A 14,806-nucleotide genomic window follows, 5' to 3' on the forward strand; every position below is an offset into this window, starting at 1 on the left:
CGCCCCCCCGCCCTGCCTTTTACCAATCCCGAATCTCCAATCCCCAATCCCGGCTCCAAACCCATGAAAGCCAACGAAATCAAGAAAGGCAACGTCGTCGAGTACAACAACGGCGTCTATCAGATCCGCGACATCGAACGCAGCTCGCCGCAGGGCCGCGGCGGCAACGTGCGCTTCCGCTTCGTGATGTACAGCGTGCCGGGCGGCAACAAGCTCGACGCCAGCTTCGACGGCGACGACGACCTGCGCGAGGTCGAGCTGACCCGCCACCAGGCCACGTTCTCGTACAAGGACGGCGACGCGTTCGTGTTCCTGGACGACGAGGACTACACCCCGTATACGCTCGATGCCGACGTGATCGGCGACGACGCCGGCTACATCACCGAAGGCCTGACCGGCATCTACGTGCAGGTCATCGACGACCAGCCGGTGGCGGTGCAGCTGCCGCAGAGCGTGACCCTGGAAGTGATCGAAACCCCGCCGGAACTGAAAGGCGGCACCGCGACCAAGCGGCCGAAGCCGGCCAAGCTCAATACCGGGCTGGAGATCATGGTGCCGGAGTACATCGGCAACGGCGAGCGCGTGCTGGTCAACACCACCACCGGCGAGTTCGCCGGTCGCGCGGACTGAGTCCGTGCGTCCGCGCCGCTGCATGGCCCTGGCCGTGCTGTTGCTCCTGCCGGGCCTGGCGGCGGCCGCTGCTGCCAAGCCTGCGGTCGCGGCGCCGGCCAAGGCCGGCTGCACGATCCCGGCGGAGGTGGATCCCGAGCACCACGCCGGCTTCTGCGCGCTGCCGCAGGAGATCCGCACCTTCGTCGCGCGCCAGGACGTCTGCAACCACTTCGCCGGCGAGGAGCCCTACGATGCCGCGCGGCGCCGCGAACTGGACAAGGCGATGGCGAAGTACTGCGACGGCAACGAGGCGACCTGGGCCAGGTTGCGGGCGCAGTATCGGCAGGATCCTGTGCGCGACGCCTGGTTGAGTCGCTACGGCGAAGACGTGGGTCTCGATTTGCCGTAATGGCGGCTGGTTGGGCGAGTTGCGCCGATGGTCCTGTCGCGGCTGAAGCCGCTCCTACAGGGGGCAGCAGCAATCTCTTGTAGGAGCGGCTTCAGCCGCGACACACCGTGTCAGCAAATCCATTCGCGTCCGATGGCATCAAGACGCTATGGGGCGCTCTGACAAACCCTGTCTTGATCGGAATCGGATCAACACGCGGCTCGCGTCAGCCGCGAATCACCTTGCCAGCGCCGTCATTTCGTGTCCGCAGGCTGCAGCAGCGACGGCGACAGCAACTGTAGCCCCCCGCCTTCCCGATTGAGATCGCGCAGCCGCGCGCCCACTGTCGCCAGATTCGTATCGATCTGCCGCAGTTCCGCGCGCAGCGGTGGCGGCAGCAAGGCGTGCAGGCGCGCCTGCAGCGCGGCGCCGTCGCTGCGCAGCGCGTCGATCCGCGCCTGCCCCTGCTGCTGCAGCCATGCGCGCTCCTGCGCCTGCGGCAACCCATAACCGGGCTGGCCCTGCAACAGCGTCGACGGTTGGCTCAACAGGCCTTGCTGCGCCAGCACCGCGCGAACTGCGGCAGCGGCATCCCGGGTCTGCGAACCCGCCGCGTCGGCGACCGTGGTGCCATCACCGGCACCGGCATCCGCGCCGGCGCCTGAATCGGCCATCTTCGACGCAGGCAGATGCGCCCTGGCCAGATAACGCCGCTTCAACGCATCGCGGCCGCGCTGCTCCTGGCGCCGGCGCGCGGCGTTCTCCAGCAGCAGCAGTGCGGCGCTGGCACGCAGGTCGCCACGCTGCAGCCAGGGCGCGCGCTGCGCCGCCGGCAGGTCCAGCCAGGTTTCCACGCTGCGCGCCGGCAGTGCCAGCTGCGCGCGCGCGACCGCGAACATCGCCGCGTAGTGCGCGCTTGCCGGCGCGAAATAGTAGCCCTGGCGTGCGGCGGCTTCGGCATCGTCCAGCACCGCGGTGTCGGCGATGCCGGCGCGGCCCAGGCGCCGCAGCAGGCCGGTCGGGCTGATCCCGGCCAGCCGCGCGCCGGCCAGCCGCGGCACGCCGTCGTGCAGCAGCTTGTAGGTTTCCACCGCGCAGTTGTTGCTGAGAAAGTAATAGCGCCCGTCGTAGCTCCAGTGCAGCTGCGCGGCGCGCTCCAGCAACGCCGCGCGCTCGTCGGCGGTCAGCCGCAGCGGAATCGACTGCAGGCCGCGCAGCTGCACCTGGGTGTAGTCGTCCACCACCTGGCGCAGCGGCAGCACGAACAGCCGCGACGGATACGAACCGATCAGGCCGCGCACGCTGGAGATCTGCACGTCGTCGACGAACGCGCGGAACGACAGCACCTTGTGATACGCCAGGTCCAGGCGGCAATCGGGACCGGGCGCGCGTCCCGGCGCGCAGATCACCAGCCGCAGCATGCTGTGGCCCCAATGGCTCATCGGCTGCGCGTTGCCCTCGGCCAACAGGTAATCGATCGCATAGACCCGCGCCGGATCCAGTTGCAGCAGCGCCGTCTCGTCGGCCAGCGGATCCTGCAGATAGGCCAGGCCGGGCGCGCAGGCGCTTGTCGGGGGCGACCAGGCCAGGCGCTGCGCGAAATACCGTGCCAGCGCCGGGCGCCGGCACGCGTAGTCGGGATCCAGCAGGAAATGTTCCAGGTTGACCGCGACGAATTCCGTCGGCGACGCCAGTTCGTAGCGGTCCGGGCTGCGCTCGCTGAAGGCGTTGCGGCCCATGCGCAGGCCCAGCCGCATCGGACTGACCTGCCAGCCGGCCAGATCCAGCAGGCGCGGATCCGACGACAGCCGGCCGGCCGCGGAGCGGTCGTAGAAATGCGCCAGTTCGTGCAGCAGCGCAGCGACCGCCGGACGCCTCGCCGGGTCGGCGCCGCCGTCGGCGGCACCGGCGGCAGGCGCCGCCAGCCACGCGCGCAGCAAGGCCTTGTTCAACAACAGGTGCCGCGCCTGCGCCCTGCCGTGCACCTGCTCGGGCAGGTCGTCGCGCCATTGCAGCGTCAGCGGCGTCTCGATCGCCGCGGCCCAGGCCGGCGGCAGCGTCGGCAGCGTCGCGTCGAGCAGGGCCTGGCTGGCCGCGCGTTCGGAAGCGCTCAATCCGCCTGGATCGACCTGCAACCGCACTGCCTGCGCAGGCAGTGCGCAAGCCAGCCAAAGCAGCGCCAGCCACGCCAGCCACGCCAGCCGGCGCAGCCGCCGGCGCGGCATCACAGCGCCAGGATGGCCTGCGCCAGTTGCAGGTCGCTGGCCTGCTGCGCCTGCGGGTTGCGCTCGCGCAGCACGCGCAGCGCCGCCTCCAGCTGCACGCCGCGGATGCGGCCGGCGCTGGCGACGAAGCCGGCCGCGTCGTCGCGCGCCTGCAGCACCAGCTTGTCGTCGCCGGAGCTGCTGTCCGAAGACGCGGAACTGCCGGCGGAACCGGCCGAAGCGGAACCGGCGGAACTGCCGGCGAAGCTGGAAGCCTGCGCGAACGCGGGGACGGTCAGGATCAACAACAGGGCGCAGCGCGCGGTCACTCGGTTCATCGCATCGGTTCCAACGGGATCGGGAAAGAGGCGCGGCCGTGGCCGCGCCGGCATAGCCTAGCCGGCCGCCGCCGCAAGCGCGAGCGCCGCCGCCGCGCGCATGCCTGCACGGCGCGCGCGGCTCAGGGATCGAACAGCTTGCCCGGATTGAGCAGCCCGGCCGGATCGAACACGCGCTTGACCGCGCGCATCAGCGCGATCTCCTCGGCGCTGCGGGTACTTTCCAGGTACGGCTTCTTGACCAGGCCGATGCCGTGTTCGGCGGAGATGCTGCCGCCATGCTCGGCCAGCACCTGCGCCAGCAACTTGGTGACCTGCTCGCAGGCGGCGATGAAGTCGGCGTCGGCGGTGGCGTCGGGCTTGAGCACGTTGATGTGCAGGTTGCCGTCGCCGATATGGCCGAACCAGACCACGTCGAACTGCGGATACGCTGCGCCGAGCAGCGCCTGGGTCTGCGCCAGGAACGCCGGCATCGCCGAGATCCGCACCGACACGTCGTTCTTGTACGGCTTGTAGCGCGCCACCGCCTCGGTGATGCCTTCGCGCAGGCGCCACAGCTGCGCCGCCTGCGCATCGCTCTGGCTGATCACCCCGTCCAGCACCCAGCCCTGCTCCATGCAGGTTTCGAACGCGGCCAGCGCCGCGGCTTCCTGCGCCTCGTCGCCGCTGGCGTACTCGGTGACCACGTAATACGGATAGACCGTGTCGAACGGCGCCTGCGCGCCATGCGCCAGCACATGCTGCAGCGCGCGGTCGGTGAAGAATTCGAACGCTTCCAGTTGCAGGCGGCCGCGGAACGCGGCGAATACCTGCATCAGCACTTCGAACGAAGGCAGCGCCAGCAGCATCACGTTGCTCGGCGGCGGCGGATCGGTCAGCCGCAGCGTGGCCTCCACGACGATGCCGAGCGTGCCTTCCGAACCGATCAGCAGCTGGCGGAAATCGTAGCCGCTGGAGTTCTTGATCAGCCCGCGGTTGAGTTCGAGCAGCTCGCCGCTGCCGGTCACCACCTTGAGCCCGGCGATCCACTCGCGGGTATTGCCGTAGCGGATCACGCGGATGCCGCCGGCATTGGTGGCGATGTTGCCGCCGATCGAACACGAGCCGCGCGCGGCGAAATCCACCGGATACACCAGCCCATGCTCGCGCGCCGCGTTGTGCACCGCCTCCAGCGGCATGCCGGCCTGCACGGTGAGGGTGCGATCGACCGCATCGAACGCCAGCGCCTTGTTCATCCGCTCCAGGCTCAGCACCAGTTCGCCGTGCGCGGCCACCGCGCCGCCGGACAGGCCGGTGCGGCCGCCGGAAGGCACCACCGCCACCGCGTGCTCGTTGGCCCAGCGCAGCGTCGCCTGCACTTCCTCCACCGTCGCCGGCAGCGCGATCGCCAACGGCGCCGGCGTCCAGCGCCGGGTCCAGTCGCGACCGTAGTGCTCCAGGTCGGCGGGGTCGGTCTTCAGGCGCAGTCCGGGAACGGAGTGCGTAAGGGCGTCCAGGCGCGGGTCGGTCATGGGTCGGGATCGGGCGAAGGCAAGCGTTCAAGCCTGCCAGCGTTGGCTAGCGGCGTCCAGTTGGGCGGGACTCGGTACTGGGGACTCGGGACTCGCAGGGAGCCTGGGTCTGACCTTGCCCTCTCGCTTCATGCTGATGCTCCTGCTCTTCCGAGTCCCCAGTCCCGAGTCCCCAGTCCCGAACAGATGCAACTGAAACCTTTGCCAGCGTTGCGTCTGCGCGCCCCCGGCGTCCTATTGCGACGCACCAAAACGCGGACGCATCTGGCATAGTGACCGACCCTTCCGCCTCGCCTCGCCGCCGCAATGTCGCCCAAGAAAACCTCGTTTCCGAAGCAGGACATCCGCGTCCTGCTGCTCGAAGGCATCAGCCAGACCGCCATCGACGTGTTCCGCGCCGCCGGCTACTCGCAGATCGAACTGCACGCCAAGTCGCTGCCGGGAGAGGAACTGAAGGCGCGCATCGCCGACGCGCACATCGTCGGCATCCGCTCGCGCACCCAGCTCAGCGCCGAAGTGCTGGCGCAGGCCAAGCGCCTGATCGCGGTCGGCTGCTTCTGCATCGGCACCAACCAGGTGGACCTGGACGCGGCCGAGCTGGCCGGCATCCCGGTGTTCAACGCGCCCTACTCCAATACCCGCAGCGTCGCCGAGCTGGTCATCGCCGAGGCGATCCTGCTGTTGCGCGGCATTCCGCAGAAGAACGCCGAATGCCATCGCGGCGGCTGGTCGAAGTCGGCTGCCGGCAGCCACGAGACCCGCGGCAAGGTGCTGGGCATCGTCGGCTACGGGCATATCGGCACCCAGGTCGGCGTGCTCGCCGAATCGCTGGGCATGCAGGTGATCTTCCACGACATCGAGGCCAAGCTGTCGCTGGGCAACGCGCGCGCGGCGACCGACCTGGACGACCTGCTGGCGCGCTCGGACGTGGTGACCCTGCATGTGCCGGAGACGCCGTCGACCAAGGACATGATCGGCGCGGCGCAGATCGCGCAGATGAAGCCCGGCGCGCACCTGATCAACGCCTCGCGCGGCACCGTCATCGACATCGCCGCGCTGGACGCGGCATTGACCTCCGGCCACATCGGCGGCGCGGCGGTGGACGTGTTCCCGGTCGAGCCGAAGGGCAACGGCGACGTGTTCGAATCGCCGCTGGCCGCGCACGACAACGTGATCCTGACCCCGCACGTGGGCGGCAGCACGCTGGAAGCGCAGGACAACATCGGCGTGGAAGTGGCGGCCAAGCTGGTGCGCTACAGCGACAACGGCAGCACCCTGTCGGCGGTGAACTTCCCCGAGGTCACCCTGCCCGAGCACGCCGAGAGCCTGCGCCTGCTGCACATCCACCGCAACGTGCCGGGCGTGCTGTCGCAGATCAACGAACTGTTCTCGCGCCACAACGTCAACATCGACGGCCAGTTCCTGCGCACCGACCCCAAGGTCGGCTACGTGGTGATCGACGTGGCCGCCAGCGAGGAACTGGCGGGCGTGCTGAAGGACGAACTGGGGCAGATCGCCGGCACCTTGCGGACGCGGATTCTTTACTGACGGGGATTGGGGATTGGGGAGTCGGGATTGGGAAGAGCGGTGGCACTGGCGCGTCCTTTTTCCGACTGCGATCTGGCTTGGCGGTGGCTCCGACACGAATGCGGAAGGCCAAAACAAGCGCGCGAACGCTGACCACGCGACGCACGCTCTTACGAATCCCCAATCCCAAATCCCGAATCCCAGCCCCTCAGGGCTGCAGCTCGCCGCGCAACCCTTGGCTCAACAGATAGTCGTCGGCCTTCAGGTACCACCGCTCCGGGCCGGTGGTGACCGCCTCCATGTACAGGCCGCCGCCGTCCTCGCGCGGCGGGCGCTGCAGGCTGACGATCGCCACGCCATGCGGCGGTCCACTCAACGCCAGCAGCGTGCGTTGCACGGTGCGCGCCAGTTCGGCCGACTCCATCCGGTCGTCGACCGGGCGGAACGCCAGGCGGTAGGTGAACGAAGCAGCGGCGCGGGACATGGGCATGGACAGGCAACGGGCGCCCAAGGGTACCCAATCCCGCCATGCCCGCCCAGCCAGCGGCGGCCGCTCAGTGCCTGGACCCGCCAGCCAGTCCGGCAGCGCCCGTCACCGGCGTGTCAGCCGCCGCCGTGCGCCAGCCACTTGCCGGCCATGCGCCGCAGCGACGGATCCAGGTCCGGTTCGGCCAGCAGTTCGGCGATCGGGCGCCAGGCCAGGGCCAGCGATTCGGCGCTGACCGCGAACGCCTCGTCGGCGCCGGCGCGCACTACGTAGCGCGCGTCGAAGTGCCAGTGCCCCGGCACGTCCTGGCGCTCGGGGATCCAGTGCCGGTCCAGGTCGAACAGCGCGCCGTCTTCCAGCGCCAGATCAGGCAGCCCGGATTCCTCCTCGGCTTCCTTCAGCGCCACCAGCGCCAGGTCGCGGTCGCCGTCGGCATGCCCGCCCAACTGCAGCCAGCGCTGCAGCTTGCGGTGGTGGGTCAGCAGGGTGCGGGTGCCGTCGGCGCTGACCAGCCAGGCCGAACCGGTGAAGTGGCCATCCAGGCGTTCGCGCACGAACGGGTCCTGCGCATCGTCCAGCAACGCCAGGAATTGCGCGGCAACCTCGGCCTCCTGCGGCCAACGGGCGGCATAGGCCTGCAACTGGCGGCGCAGGGAAAGGTCCGGCATGGGCGGTTCTCACGATCGGGGACCGCCATTATCGCCGCCGACGGTGCGGCGCGGCTTGTGGCGGCCGTCCGGCTTTGGCATGGTACGACGCTTGCGTGGCCTGCTTGGGCCTAGCGCACCATCTTTACCGGGGCACGACAGCCCCGCTCGCCACCCAGGGGATCCACCGCATGCTGAAGTCTCTGTTGAGGGTCAAGCCGATCGAACCGGCCGGGCACGTCGATGCCGGCGAACCGTTCGAAGGCAGCCTGGAAGGCGAAGCCACGCTGAAACGGACCCTCACCGCCAAGCATCTGATCATGCTCGGCATCGGTGCGGTGATCGGCGCGGGCATCTTCGTGCTGACCGGCCAGGCCGCGGCCAACCACGCCGGACCGGCGGTGATGCTGTCGTTCGTGTTCGCCGGCATCGCCTGCGCCTTCGCCGGCCTGTGCTACGCCGAGTTCGCGGCGATGATGCCTGTCTCCGGCAGCGCCTATTCCTACTCCTACACCACCCTGGGCGAAGGCGTGGCCTGGTTCATCGGCTGGTGCCTGGTGCTGGAATACCTGTTCGCCGGCTCCAGCGTCGCGGTCGGCTGGTCGGCCTACCTGATCAGTTTCCTCACCGGCACCCTGGGGCTGCCGTTCCCGGCCGAACTGGCCGGCGCGCCGCTGGCCTGGACCGGCCACACCTTCGTCGCCTCCGGCAGCATCGTCAATCTGCCGGCGGTGCTGATCGTGGTCGCGGTCAGCGCGCTGTGCTACGTCGGCGTGACCCAGTCGGCGTTCGTCAACGCCATCGTGGTGGCGATCAAGGTCGCGGTGATCTGCCTGTTCGTCGGCTTCGGCATTTCCCACGTCGATCCGGCCAACTGGCACCCGTTCATCCCCGAGAACACCGGGCCGGGCGAGTTCGGCTGGAGCGGCATCTTCCGCGCCGCCTCGATCGTGTTCTTCTCCTACATCGGCTTCGACGCGGTCTCCACCTCGGCCGGCGAAACCAAGGACCCGCAGCGCAACATGCCGATCGGCATCCTGGTGTCGCTGGCGGTGTGCACGGTCATCTACATCATCGTCTGCGCGGTGCTGACCGGCCTGCTGCCCTACACCCAGCTCGGCACCGCCAAGCCGGTGGCCACCGCGCTGGAGCACTATCCGAGCCTGGCCTGGCTGAAGACCGCGGTGGAGATCGGCGCGATCGCCGGCCTGTCCTCGGTGGTGCTGGTGATGCTGATGGCGCAGCCGCGCATCTTCTACACCATGTCCCGCGACGGCCTGCTGCCGAAACTGTTCGGCAAGGTCCACCGCAAGTTCCACACGCCCTACGTCGGCACCCTCTTCGTCGGCGTGGTCGCCGCGCTGCTGGCCGGGCTGATCCCGCTGGACGTGCTCGGCGAACTGGTGTCGATGGGCACCCTGCTCGCCTTCGCCACGGTCTGCGTCGGGGTGATGGTGCTGCGCTTCACCAAGCCGGACCTGCCGCGCCCGTTCCGGGTGCCGCTGGCGATGGTGATCTGCCCGCTCGGCGCGCTGGCCTGCCTGTTCCTGTTCCTGCAGGCGTTCCAGGAACACTGGAAGGTGTTCGTCGGCTGGACCGTGATCGGCCTGTTCATCTATTTCGGCTACGGCATCCGCCACAGCCGCCTGGCCACCACCAAGGCCTGATCCGTCCCCACAGACCGGCGCCCGCGCCGGTCTGTGCGTTCGTCCCTTCGTCCATCGCGCGCAGCGCCAGGCTGGAACCGCTCCATGTTCAAACAACTCTGGGCCACCAAACACCCCCATGCCGCCCACGAGGACGCCGGCGGCCTGGGCCTGCAGCGTGCGCTCGGTCCCTGGGGCCTGACCGCGCTGGGCATCGGCGCGGTGATCGGCGGCGGCATCTTCGTCATCACCGGGCAGGCCGCGGCCAACCATGCGGGCCCGGCGATCATGCTGTCGTTCGTGCTGGCCGCGCTGTGCTGCGCGTTCTGCGCGCTGGCCTACGCCGAGTTCGCGGCGATGGTGCCGGTCTCCGGCAGCGCCTACACCTACACCTACGCCACCTTCGGCGAACTGGCGGCCTGGTTCATCGGCTGGATGCTGGTGCTGGAATACGGCGTGTCGGCCTCGGCGGTGGCGGTGAGCTGGACCGGCTATTTCCTCAGCCTGCTCGACCATTTCGGCATCCATCTGCCGGCGGCGCTGGTCAACGCGCCGCTGGACGGCAAGCTGCAGCGCACCGGCGCGATCGCCAACCTGCCCGCCGCCGGCATCGTGCTGCTGCTGACCTGGCTGTGCTACGTCGGCATCCGCAAGTCCTCGGCGATGAACATGGCGATGGTGGTGCTGAAGACCGGGCTGATCCTGCTGGTGATCGCGGCCGGCTGGAAGTACGTGGACACGGCCAACTGGCACCCGTTCATTCCGGCCAACGAAGGCCCCGGCAAATACGGCATGGACGGCGTGCTGCGCGGCGCGGCGATGGTGTTCTTCGCCTACATCGGCTTCGAGGCGGTGTCGGTGGCGGCGCAGGAATCGCACCGGCCGCAGCGCGACCTGCCGATCGGCATGATCCTGTCGCTGGTGGTCTGCACCGTGCTGTACATCGCCATGGCGGCGGTGATGACCGGGCTGGTGCCGTACACCCAGCTGGGCACCGACGAGCCGGTGGTGACCGCGGTGGGCGCGCATCCGCAGCTGGCCTGGCTGCGGGTGGTGGTCGAGGTCGGCGCGCTGATCGGCCTGTCCTCGGTGGTGCTGGTGATGATCATCGGCCAGCCGCGGATCTTCATGATCATCGCCCGCGACGGGCTGCTGCCGCCGCTGTTCACCAAGATCCATCCCAAGTACCGCACCCCGCACGTCAACACGGTGATCACCGGCATCGGCATCGCGCTGCTGGCGGCGCTGTTCCCGCTGGACGTGCTCGGCGAGCTGACCTCGATGGGCACGCTGATCGCCTTCGCCGCGGTCTGCGCCGGGGTGCTGATCCTGCGCCGCACCCAGCCGGACCTGCCGCGCCCGTTCCGCATCCCGTTCGCCTGGCCGATCTGCATCGCCGGCGTGCTCAGCTGCCTGGCGCTGCTGTCGGCGATGACCGCGCACAACTGGCTGCTGATGGCCGGCTGGACCGTGCTCGGCCTGCTGATCTATTTCGGCTACGGCTTCCGCCACAGCCGTCTGCGTGCCACACAGGCTCGCTAGAATAGGGGCATGAACGCACAGCCCTACGATACCGAACGCCTGCGCACGCTGGCCCAGCTGCTGATCGGCAACATCCGCGAATTGTCGGCGGCCGGCTGGACTCCGGCCACCAGCAGCAACTTCTCGCACCGGCTCGACGCCGCGCATGCCGCGATCACCGTGTCCGGCCGCGACAAGGGCCGGCTGGTCGAGGCCGACATCATGGTGGTGGACTTCGACGGCAAGGCCGTCGGCAGCGATCACCGGCCCTCGGCCGAGACCCTGCTGCACACCCAGCTGTACCGCCGCTTCCCGGAGGTCGGCTGCGTGCTGCACACGCACTCGCCGGTGCAGACCATCGCCTCGCGGCTGTATGCCGATGCCGGCCACGTACGCCTGGAAGGCTACGAGTTGCTGAAGGCCCTGCATGGCAACCAGACCCACGAGACCGCCGTGGAGTTGCCGGTATTCGCCAACACCCAGGACATGACCGTGCTGGCCGCGCAGGTGGACGCGCTGCTGGACCGCGCCCCGCTGTGGGGCTACCTGATCGACGGCCACGGCCTGTACGCCTGGGGCCGCGACATGGCCGAGGCGCGCCGCCACCTGGAAGCGATCGAGTTCCTGCTGCATTGCGAGCTGGAACTGCGCAAGCTGCGCGCAACCGGCTGAGCCCGGCGCACAGCGCCCGCGCGACAGCGTTCCAGCGCCGCAACGGCGGCTTCCCCGCCAGCTGCTACCCTTTTCCTCCCCCAACGCCCTCGCCCACCGCCATGAGCCGACTCCGCATCTTCGCCGAAACCACTCCCGACGCGCCGCTGTTCGACAGCCGCGATGGCGACGCGATCGCCGCCGAGCTGCGCAAGATCGGCGTCACCTTCGAGCGCTGGCAGGCCGACCAGCCGATCGAGGCCGGCGCCACCCCGGAAGCGGTGATGGCCGCCTACAAGAGCGACATCGACCGGCTGGTGGCCGCGCACGGCTTCAAGACCGTGGACGTAGTCAGCATCGCTCCGGACCATCCGCAGCGCGAGGAGATGCGCAAGAAATTCCTCGAGGAGCATTTCCACAAGGAAGACGAGGTACGGTTCTTCGTCGCCGGCTCGGGCCTGTTCACCCTGCACGTGGACGGCAAGGTCTACGAGATCGAATGCGTGCAGAACGACCTGATCGCGGTGCCGGACGGCACCCACCACTGGTTCGACATGGGGCCGGAGCCGCGTTTCATCGCGATCCGCTTCTTCACCGAGCCGGACGGCTGGGTCGGCCATTTCACCGGCACCGACATCGCCCAGCGCTTCCCGCGCTACGAAGCGGCACTGCGCGGCGAGGCGAGCTGAGCGATGGCCAGCCCGCGCGTGATCCTGACCGACATCGAAGGCACCACCAGCAGCATCTCCTTCGTCAAGGATGTGCTGTTCCCCTACGCGCGCCGCGCCCTGCCCGACTTCGTCCGCGCACACGGCCAGCAGCCGCAGGTGCGGCAGTGGCTGGACGCGGTGGCGAGCGAATGCGGCGGCATCTGCAGCGACGCGGTGATCGTGGAGACGCTGCAGGGCTGGATCGACCAGGACCGCAAGCACACCGCGCTGAAGGCGCTGCAGGGCATGATCTGGGAGGCCGGCTATCGCGACGCCGACTTCGCCGCGCACATCTATCCCGACGCCGCGCCGGCGCTGCGCCGCTGGCACGCCGACGGCCACCCGCTGTACGTGTACTCGTCCGGCTCGGTGCCGGCGCAGAAACTGTTCTTCGGCCATAGCGACGCCGGCGACCTGACCGGGCTGTTCTCCGGCTGGTTCGACACCGAGGTCGGCGCCAAGCGCGAAGCGGCCAGTTACGCGCGCATCGCCGAGGCGACCGGCGTGCCGGCCGCGCAGATCGTGTTCCTGTCCGACGTCGTCGCCGAACTCGATGCCGCGCGCGCCGCCGGGCTGGACACGGTGCTGGTCGATCGCCGCGAGGACTATCCCGAACCGCGCCTGGGCGATGCCTGCAACGGTCACCGGCGCGTGCAGAGCTTCGCCGAGCTGGCGCTCTGAGCGTCGCGGCACCCGCTGCGCGCTAACGCCGCATCTCCTCTGCCGCCCCCCATGCCTTGGTTCCTGCGCAACCTCCGCGTGCCGCACCGCCGCCTGGCCCTGGCCCTGCTGCTGGCGCTGCTGTTGCCCGCCTGCCATCCGGATGCCGGTGCAGCGCAGGCGCAGGCCGATGCAGCGGCGCCGGTCGATCCGATCGACCAGGCGCAACTGCGCAAGGCGCTGAACGCGCTACAGCCGCAGCGCCCGGGCACGACCGACCTGTACGTGGTCGGCTTCGCCGGCGACGCCAGCGAGGACGTGTTCCGCAACGAGACCCAGTACCTGCGCCAACTGTTCGCGCAGCGCTTCGACGCGGCGGGGCGCATCGTCACCCTGATCAACCACGCCGACAATCTCGGTGCCCACGCCTACGCGCCGCAGGCCTCCTACGACAACCTGGCCGACACCCTGCAGCGGATCGGCAAGCTGATGGACCGGCGCGAGGACGCGCTGCTGCTGTTCCTGACCAGCCACGGCACCGAGCAGCACGAACTGTATGTGCAGTTCGGCCCCGGCGAGGACGCCGACTACGACACCATCACGCCCAAGGAATTGCGCGGACTGCTCGACGATGCCGGCATCCGCAACCGGGTGATCGTGCTGTCGGCGTGCTACTCGGGCGGCTTCGTGCCGGCGCTGAAGAGTCCGGACACGCTGATCATCACCGCCGCGCGCCGCGACCGGCCCTCGTTCGGTTGCGGCAACACCGCCAGCGCGACCTATTTCGGCCGCGCCTGGCTGATCGACGCGCTGGCGCGCACCACCGATTTCGTCGAGAGCTATCGCCTGGCCACGGCCGAGATCACCGCGCGCGAACAGGCCGAAGGCGAAGCGCCGTCGTATCCGCAGCTGTATGTCGGCGCGCGCATCGCGCCGCTGCTGCAGCGCTGGCGTGCGCAGCTGCCGCCGGTTGCGGCACCGACTTATCCCTATCCGGAACCGAAACCGGAGACGCAGACGACAGCAGCGCCGGACACAGCGGCCGACGTCACAGCCGGGCAATAGCGCAGCCGGACAAGGATTCGGATCACCAGGCCGAAACGGCGGGCTCAGTGCGCGCGCGACAGCATTCGAAGGGATGGCGAGGTGGCTTCGCCCTCGCCCTCACACCCCCCATCTCTTCTCACGGGCACTTCCTTCGGTCGCCGCGAGAAGAGGAGCTTCAATATGGCGATGGGCATCGCCCTCCGCGATCGTACCTACCATGGGTATCGCGCGACGACAGCCTCGCAAGACGATCCGACAAAGTACGCAGCGCGGCATCGAGTGCATGTCTCTCGTACGCCGCCTTGCGAACAAATGCGAGTGAGTCGCGTTTGATCGTCGAATCGTGGCACTCGCTAGACTTGGCCCCGCAGCAAGCCCGCCAGCCTCACGCCAGCCAGCTGCTCCCGATCCTTCCGCCCGCTCGTCTTCGCTCGCCAGCCAGGATCACCCGCTTTCGACAGCCTCCCGCGCGGAGGCGTTTTTGTTTCCGGGATTCGGAAACTCCACTTGCTGGTCTTTTGGTCGGCGGTGCCGAAAAATCCGCGAGCTCTGACGGGGTTGCCACTCGCGCTCGTCGCGACTGAAGTCGCTCCCACAAGGACTCGCGGCAAGCCAACCGGGTGCACTGTAGGAGGGGCTTCAGCCCGGACAGTTCGCTGGCGGGGCCGACCCAGTTTGCCGGCTCGTTCGTCGCGGCTGAAGCCGCTCCTACAAAGGCGCGCAGCAGCGGGCTGGACGCAGTGTGGGAAGGACTTCAGTCCCGACAGCTGACGAAGCTATCTATCTCACTGCCGCATTGTCGCGATTGGAGCCTCCCTTACAGGAAGCGAAGAAAGCCAGCCTGAGTGCACTGTAGG

At 68.9% G+C, this 14,806-nt stretch carries 14 protein-coding genes; 9 read left to right on the forward strand and 5 right to left on the reverse strand.

The window, feature by feature from the left end:
* Positions 1–63: 63 nt before the first annotated feature.
* Both yeiP and JR064_RS22560 read left to right on the forward strand, forming a co-directional pair.
* The gene (gene yeiP / locus JR064_RS22555; protein ID WP_179564371.1) at positions 64–630 is read left to right on the forward strand and encodes an elongation factor P-like protein YeiP; all 567 of its coding nucleotides are present in this window, start codon (positions 64–66) and stop codon (positions 628–630) included.
* A 22-nt stretch (positions 631–652) separates the two neighbouring features.
* Complete coding sequence (locus JR064_RS22560; protein WP_241093247.1) at positions 653–1,021, forward strand: hypothetical protein; 369 nt, start codon at positions 653–655, stop codon at positions 1,019–1,021.
* Between the two features lie 233 nt (positions 1,022–1,254).
* Here the strand turns inward: JR064_RS22560 and JR064_RS22565 are convergent, their stop codons facing one another.
* From JR064_RS22565 to JR064_RS22575, 3 genes are all read right to left on the reverse strand, one after another.
* Positions 1,255–3,225: a DUF7844 domain-containing protein gene (locus JR064_RS22565; protein ID WP_206231207.1), complete on the reverse strand. Its 1,971-nt coding sequence runs from the start codon at positions 3,223–3,225 to the stop codon at positions 1,255–1,257.
* Positions 3,225–3,542: a DUF2388 domain-containing protein gene (locus tag JR064_RS22570; protein ID WP_179564365.1), complete on the reverse strand. Its 318-nt coding sequence runs from the start codon at positions 3,540–3,542 to the stop codon at positions 3,225–3,227. The genes JR064_RS22565 and JR064_RS22570 overlap by 1 nt, the downstream gene beginning before the upstream one ends.
* Before the next feature lie 122 nt (positions 3,543–3,664).
* Complete coding sequence (locus JR064_RS22575; protein ID WP_206231208.1) at positions 3,665–5,053, reverse strand: FAD-binding oxidoreductase; 1,389 nt, start codon at positions 5,051–5,053, stop codon at positions 3,665–3,667.
* A gap of 306 nt (positions 5,054–5,359) precedes the next feature.
* Between JR064_RS22575 and serA the strand changes: the two genes are divergently transcribed.
* Positions 5,360–6,601, forward strand: a complete 1,242-nt coding sequence (gene serA, locus JR064_RS22580) for a phosphoglycerate dehydrogenase (RefSeq protein ID WP_206231209.1) — start codon at positions 5,360–5,362, stop codon at positions 6,599–6,601.
* 187 nt (positions 6,602–6,788) lie between these two features.
* On the opposite strand, the gene JR064_RS22585 is transcribed toward serA, so the two are convergent.
* Entirely contained in the window at positions 6,789–7,070 is a 282-nt protein-coding gene (locus JR064_RS22585; protein ID WP_179564359.1) for a hypothetical protein, read from the reverse strand.
* A gap of 113 nt (positions 7,071–7,183) precedes the next feature.
* Positions 7,184–7,735 (reverse strand): NUDIX hydrolase, encoded by a 552-nt coding sequence (locus JR064_RS22590; protein ID WP_206231210.1) that lies wholly within the window; start codon positions 7,733–7,735, stop codon positions 7,184–7,186.
* A gap of 170 nt (positions 7,736–7,905) precedes the next feature.
* On the opposite strand from JR064_RS22590, the gene JR064_RS22595 reads away from it, so the two are divergent.
* The 6 genes from JR064_RS22595 (at position 7,906) to JR064_RS22620 (ending at position 13,967) form a co-directional block, all read left to right on the forward strand.
* The gene (locus JR064_RS22595) at positions 7,906–9,381 is read left to right on the forward strand and encodes an amino acid permease (RefSeq protein ID WP_206231211.1); all 1,476 of its coding nucleotides are present in this window, start codon (positions 7,906–7,908) and stop codon (positions 9,379–9,381) included.
* An 84-nt stretch (positions 9,382–9,465) separates the two neighbouring features.
* The gene (locus tag JR064_RS22600; protein ID WP_179564353.1) at positions 9,466–10,902 is read left to right on the forward strand and encodes an amino acid permease; all 1,437 of its coding nucleotides are present in this window, start codon (positions 9,466–9,468) and stop codon (positions 10,900–10,902) included.
* Positions 10,903–10,911: 9 nt separating this feature from the next.
* A complete protein-coding gene (locus tag JR064_RS22605) occupies positions 10,912–11,553 on the forward strand; it encodes a methylthioribulose 1-phosphate dehydratase (RefSeq protein WP_206231212.1) in 642 nt (213 codons plus the stop codon).
* A 101-nt stretch (positions 11,554–11,654) separates the two neighbouring features.
* The gene (locus JR064_RS22610) at positions 11,655–12,221 is read left to right on the forward strand and encodes a 1,2-dihydroxy-3-keto-5-methylthiopentene dioxygenase (protein WP_179564349.1); all 567 of its coding nucleotides are present in this window, start codon (positions 11,655–11,657) and stop codon (positions 12,219–12,221) included.
* Between the two features lie 3 nt (positions 12,222–12,224).
* Positions 12,225–12,923: an acireductone synthase gene (gene mtnC / locus JR064_RS22615; protein ID WP_191826971.1), complete on the forward strand. Its 699-nt coding sequence runs from the start codon at positions 12,225–12,227 to the stop codon at positions 12,921–12,923.
* Between the two features lie 51 nt (positions 12,924–12,974).
* Positions 12,975–13,967: a C13 family peptidase gene (locus tag JR064_RS22620; RefSeq protein ID WP_206231213.1), complete on the forward strand. Its 993-nt coding sequence runs from the start codon at positions 12,975–12,977 to the stop codon at positions 13,965–13,967.
* Positions 13,968–14,806 lie beyond the last annotated feature (839 nt).

The sequence above is a fragment of the Xanthomonas bonasiae genome (genome assembly GCF_017163705.1).
In the GTDB taxonomy this organism is placed as follows: domain Bacteria; phylum Pseudomonadota; class Gammaproteobacteria; order Xanthomonadales; family Xanthomonadaceae; genus Xanthomonas_A; species Xanthomonas_A bonasiae.

Bases quoted from the DNA above. Each gene is read 5' to 3' on its own strand.
- JR064_RS22600 (WP_179564353.1), top strand. From the start codon at position 9,466: ATGTTCAAACAACTCTGGGCCACCAAACACCCCCATGCCGCCCACGAG.
- JR064_RS22570 (WP_179564365.1), bottom strand. From the start codon at position 3,542: ATGAACCGAGTGACCGCGCGCTGCGCCCTGTTGTTGATCCTGACCGTC.
- JR064_RS22565 (WP_206231207.1), bottom strand. From the start codon at position 3,225: ATGCCGCGCCGGCGGCTGCGCCGGCTGGCGTGGCTGGCGTGGCTGGCG.
- JR064_RS22605 (WP_206231212.1), top strand. From the start codon at position 10,912: ATGAACGCACAGCCCTACGATACCGAACGCCTGCGCACGCTGGCCCAG.
- JR064_RS22620 (WP_206231213.1), top strand. From the start codon at position 12,975: ATGCCTTGGTTCCTGCGCAACCTCCGCGTGCCGCACCGCCGCCTGGCC.
- JR064_RS22585 (WP_179564359.1), bottom strand. From the start codon at position 7,070: ATGCCCATGTCCCGCGCCGCTGCTTCGTTCACCTACCGCCTGGCGTTC.
- JR064_RS22610 (WP_179564349.1), top strand. From the start codon at position 11,655: ATGAGCCGACTCCGCATCTTCGCCGAAACCACTCCCGACGCGCCGCTG.
- JR064_RS22575 (WP_206231208.1), bottom strand. From the start codon at position 5,053: ATGACCGACCCGCGCCTGGACGCCCTTACGCACTCCGTTCCCGGACTG.
- mtnC (WP_191826971.1), top strand. From the start codon at position 12,225: ATGGCCAGCCCGCGCGTGATCCTGACCGACATCGAAGGCACCACCAGC.
- serA (WP_206231209.1), top strand. From the start codon at position 5,360: ATGTCGCCCAAGAAAACCTCGTTTCCGAAGCAGGACATCCGCGTCCTG.
- yeiP (WP_179564371.1), top strand. From the start codon at position 64: ATGAAAGCCAACGAAATCAAGAAAGGCAACGTCGTCGAGTACAACAAC.
- JR064_RS22560 (WP_241093247.1), top strand. From the start codon at position 653: ATGGCCCTGGCCGTGCTGTTGCTCCTGCCGGGCCTGGCGGCGGCCGCT.
- JR064_RS22590 (WP_206231210.1), bottom strand. From the start codon at position 7,735: ATGCCGGACCTTTCCCTGCGCCGCCAGTTGCAGGCCTATGCCGCCCGT.
- JR064_RS22595 (WP_206231211.1), top strand. From the start codon at position 7,906: ATGCTGAAGTCTCTGTTGAGGGTCAAGCCGATCGAACCGGCCGGGCAC.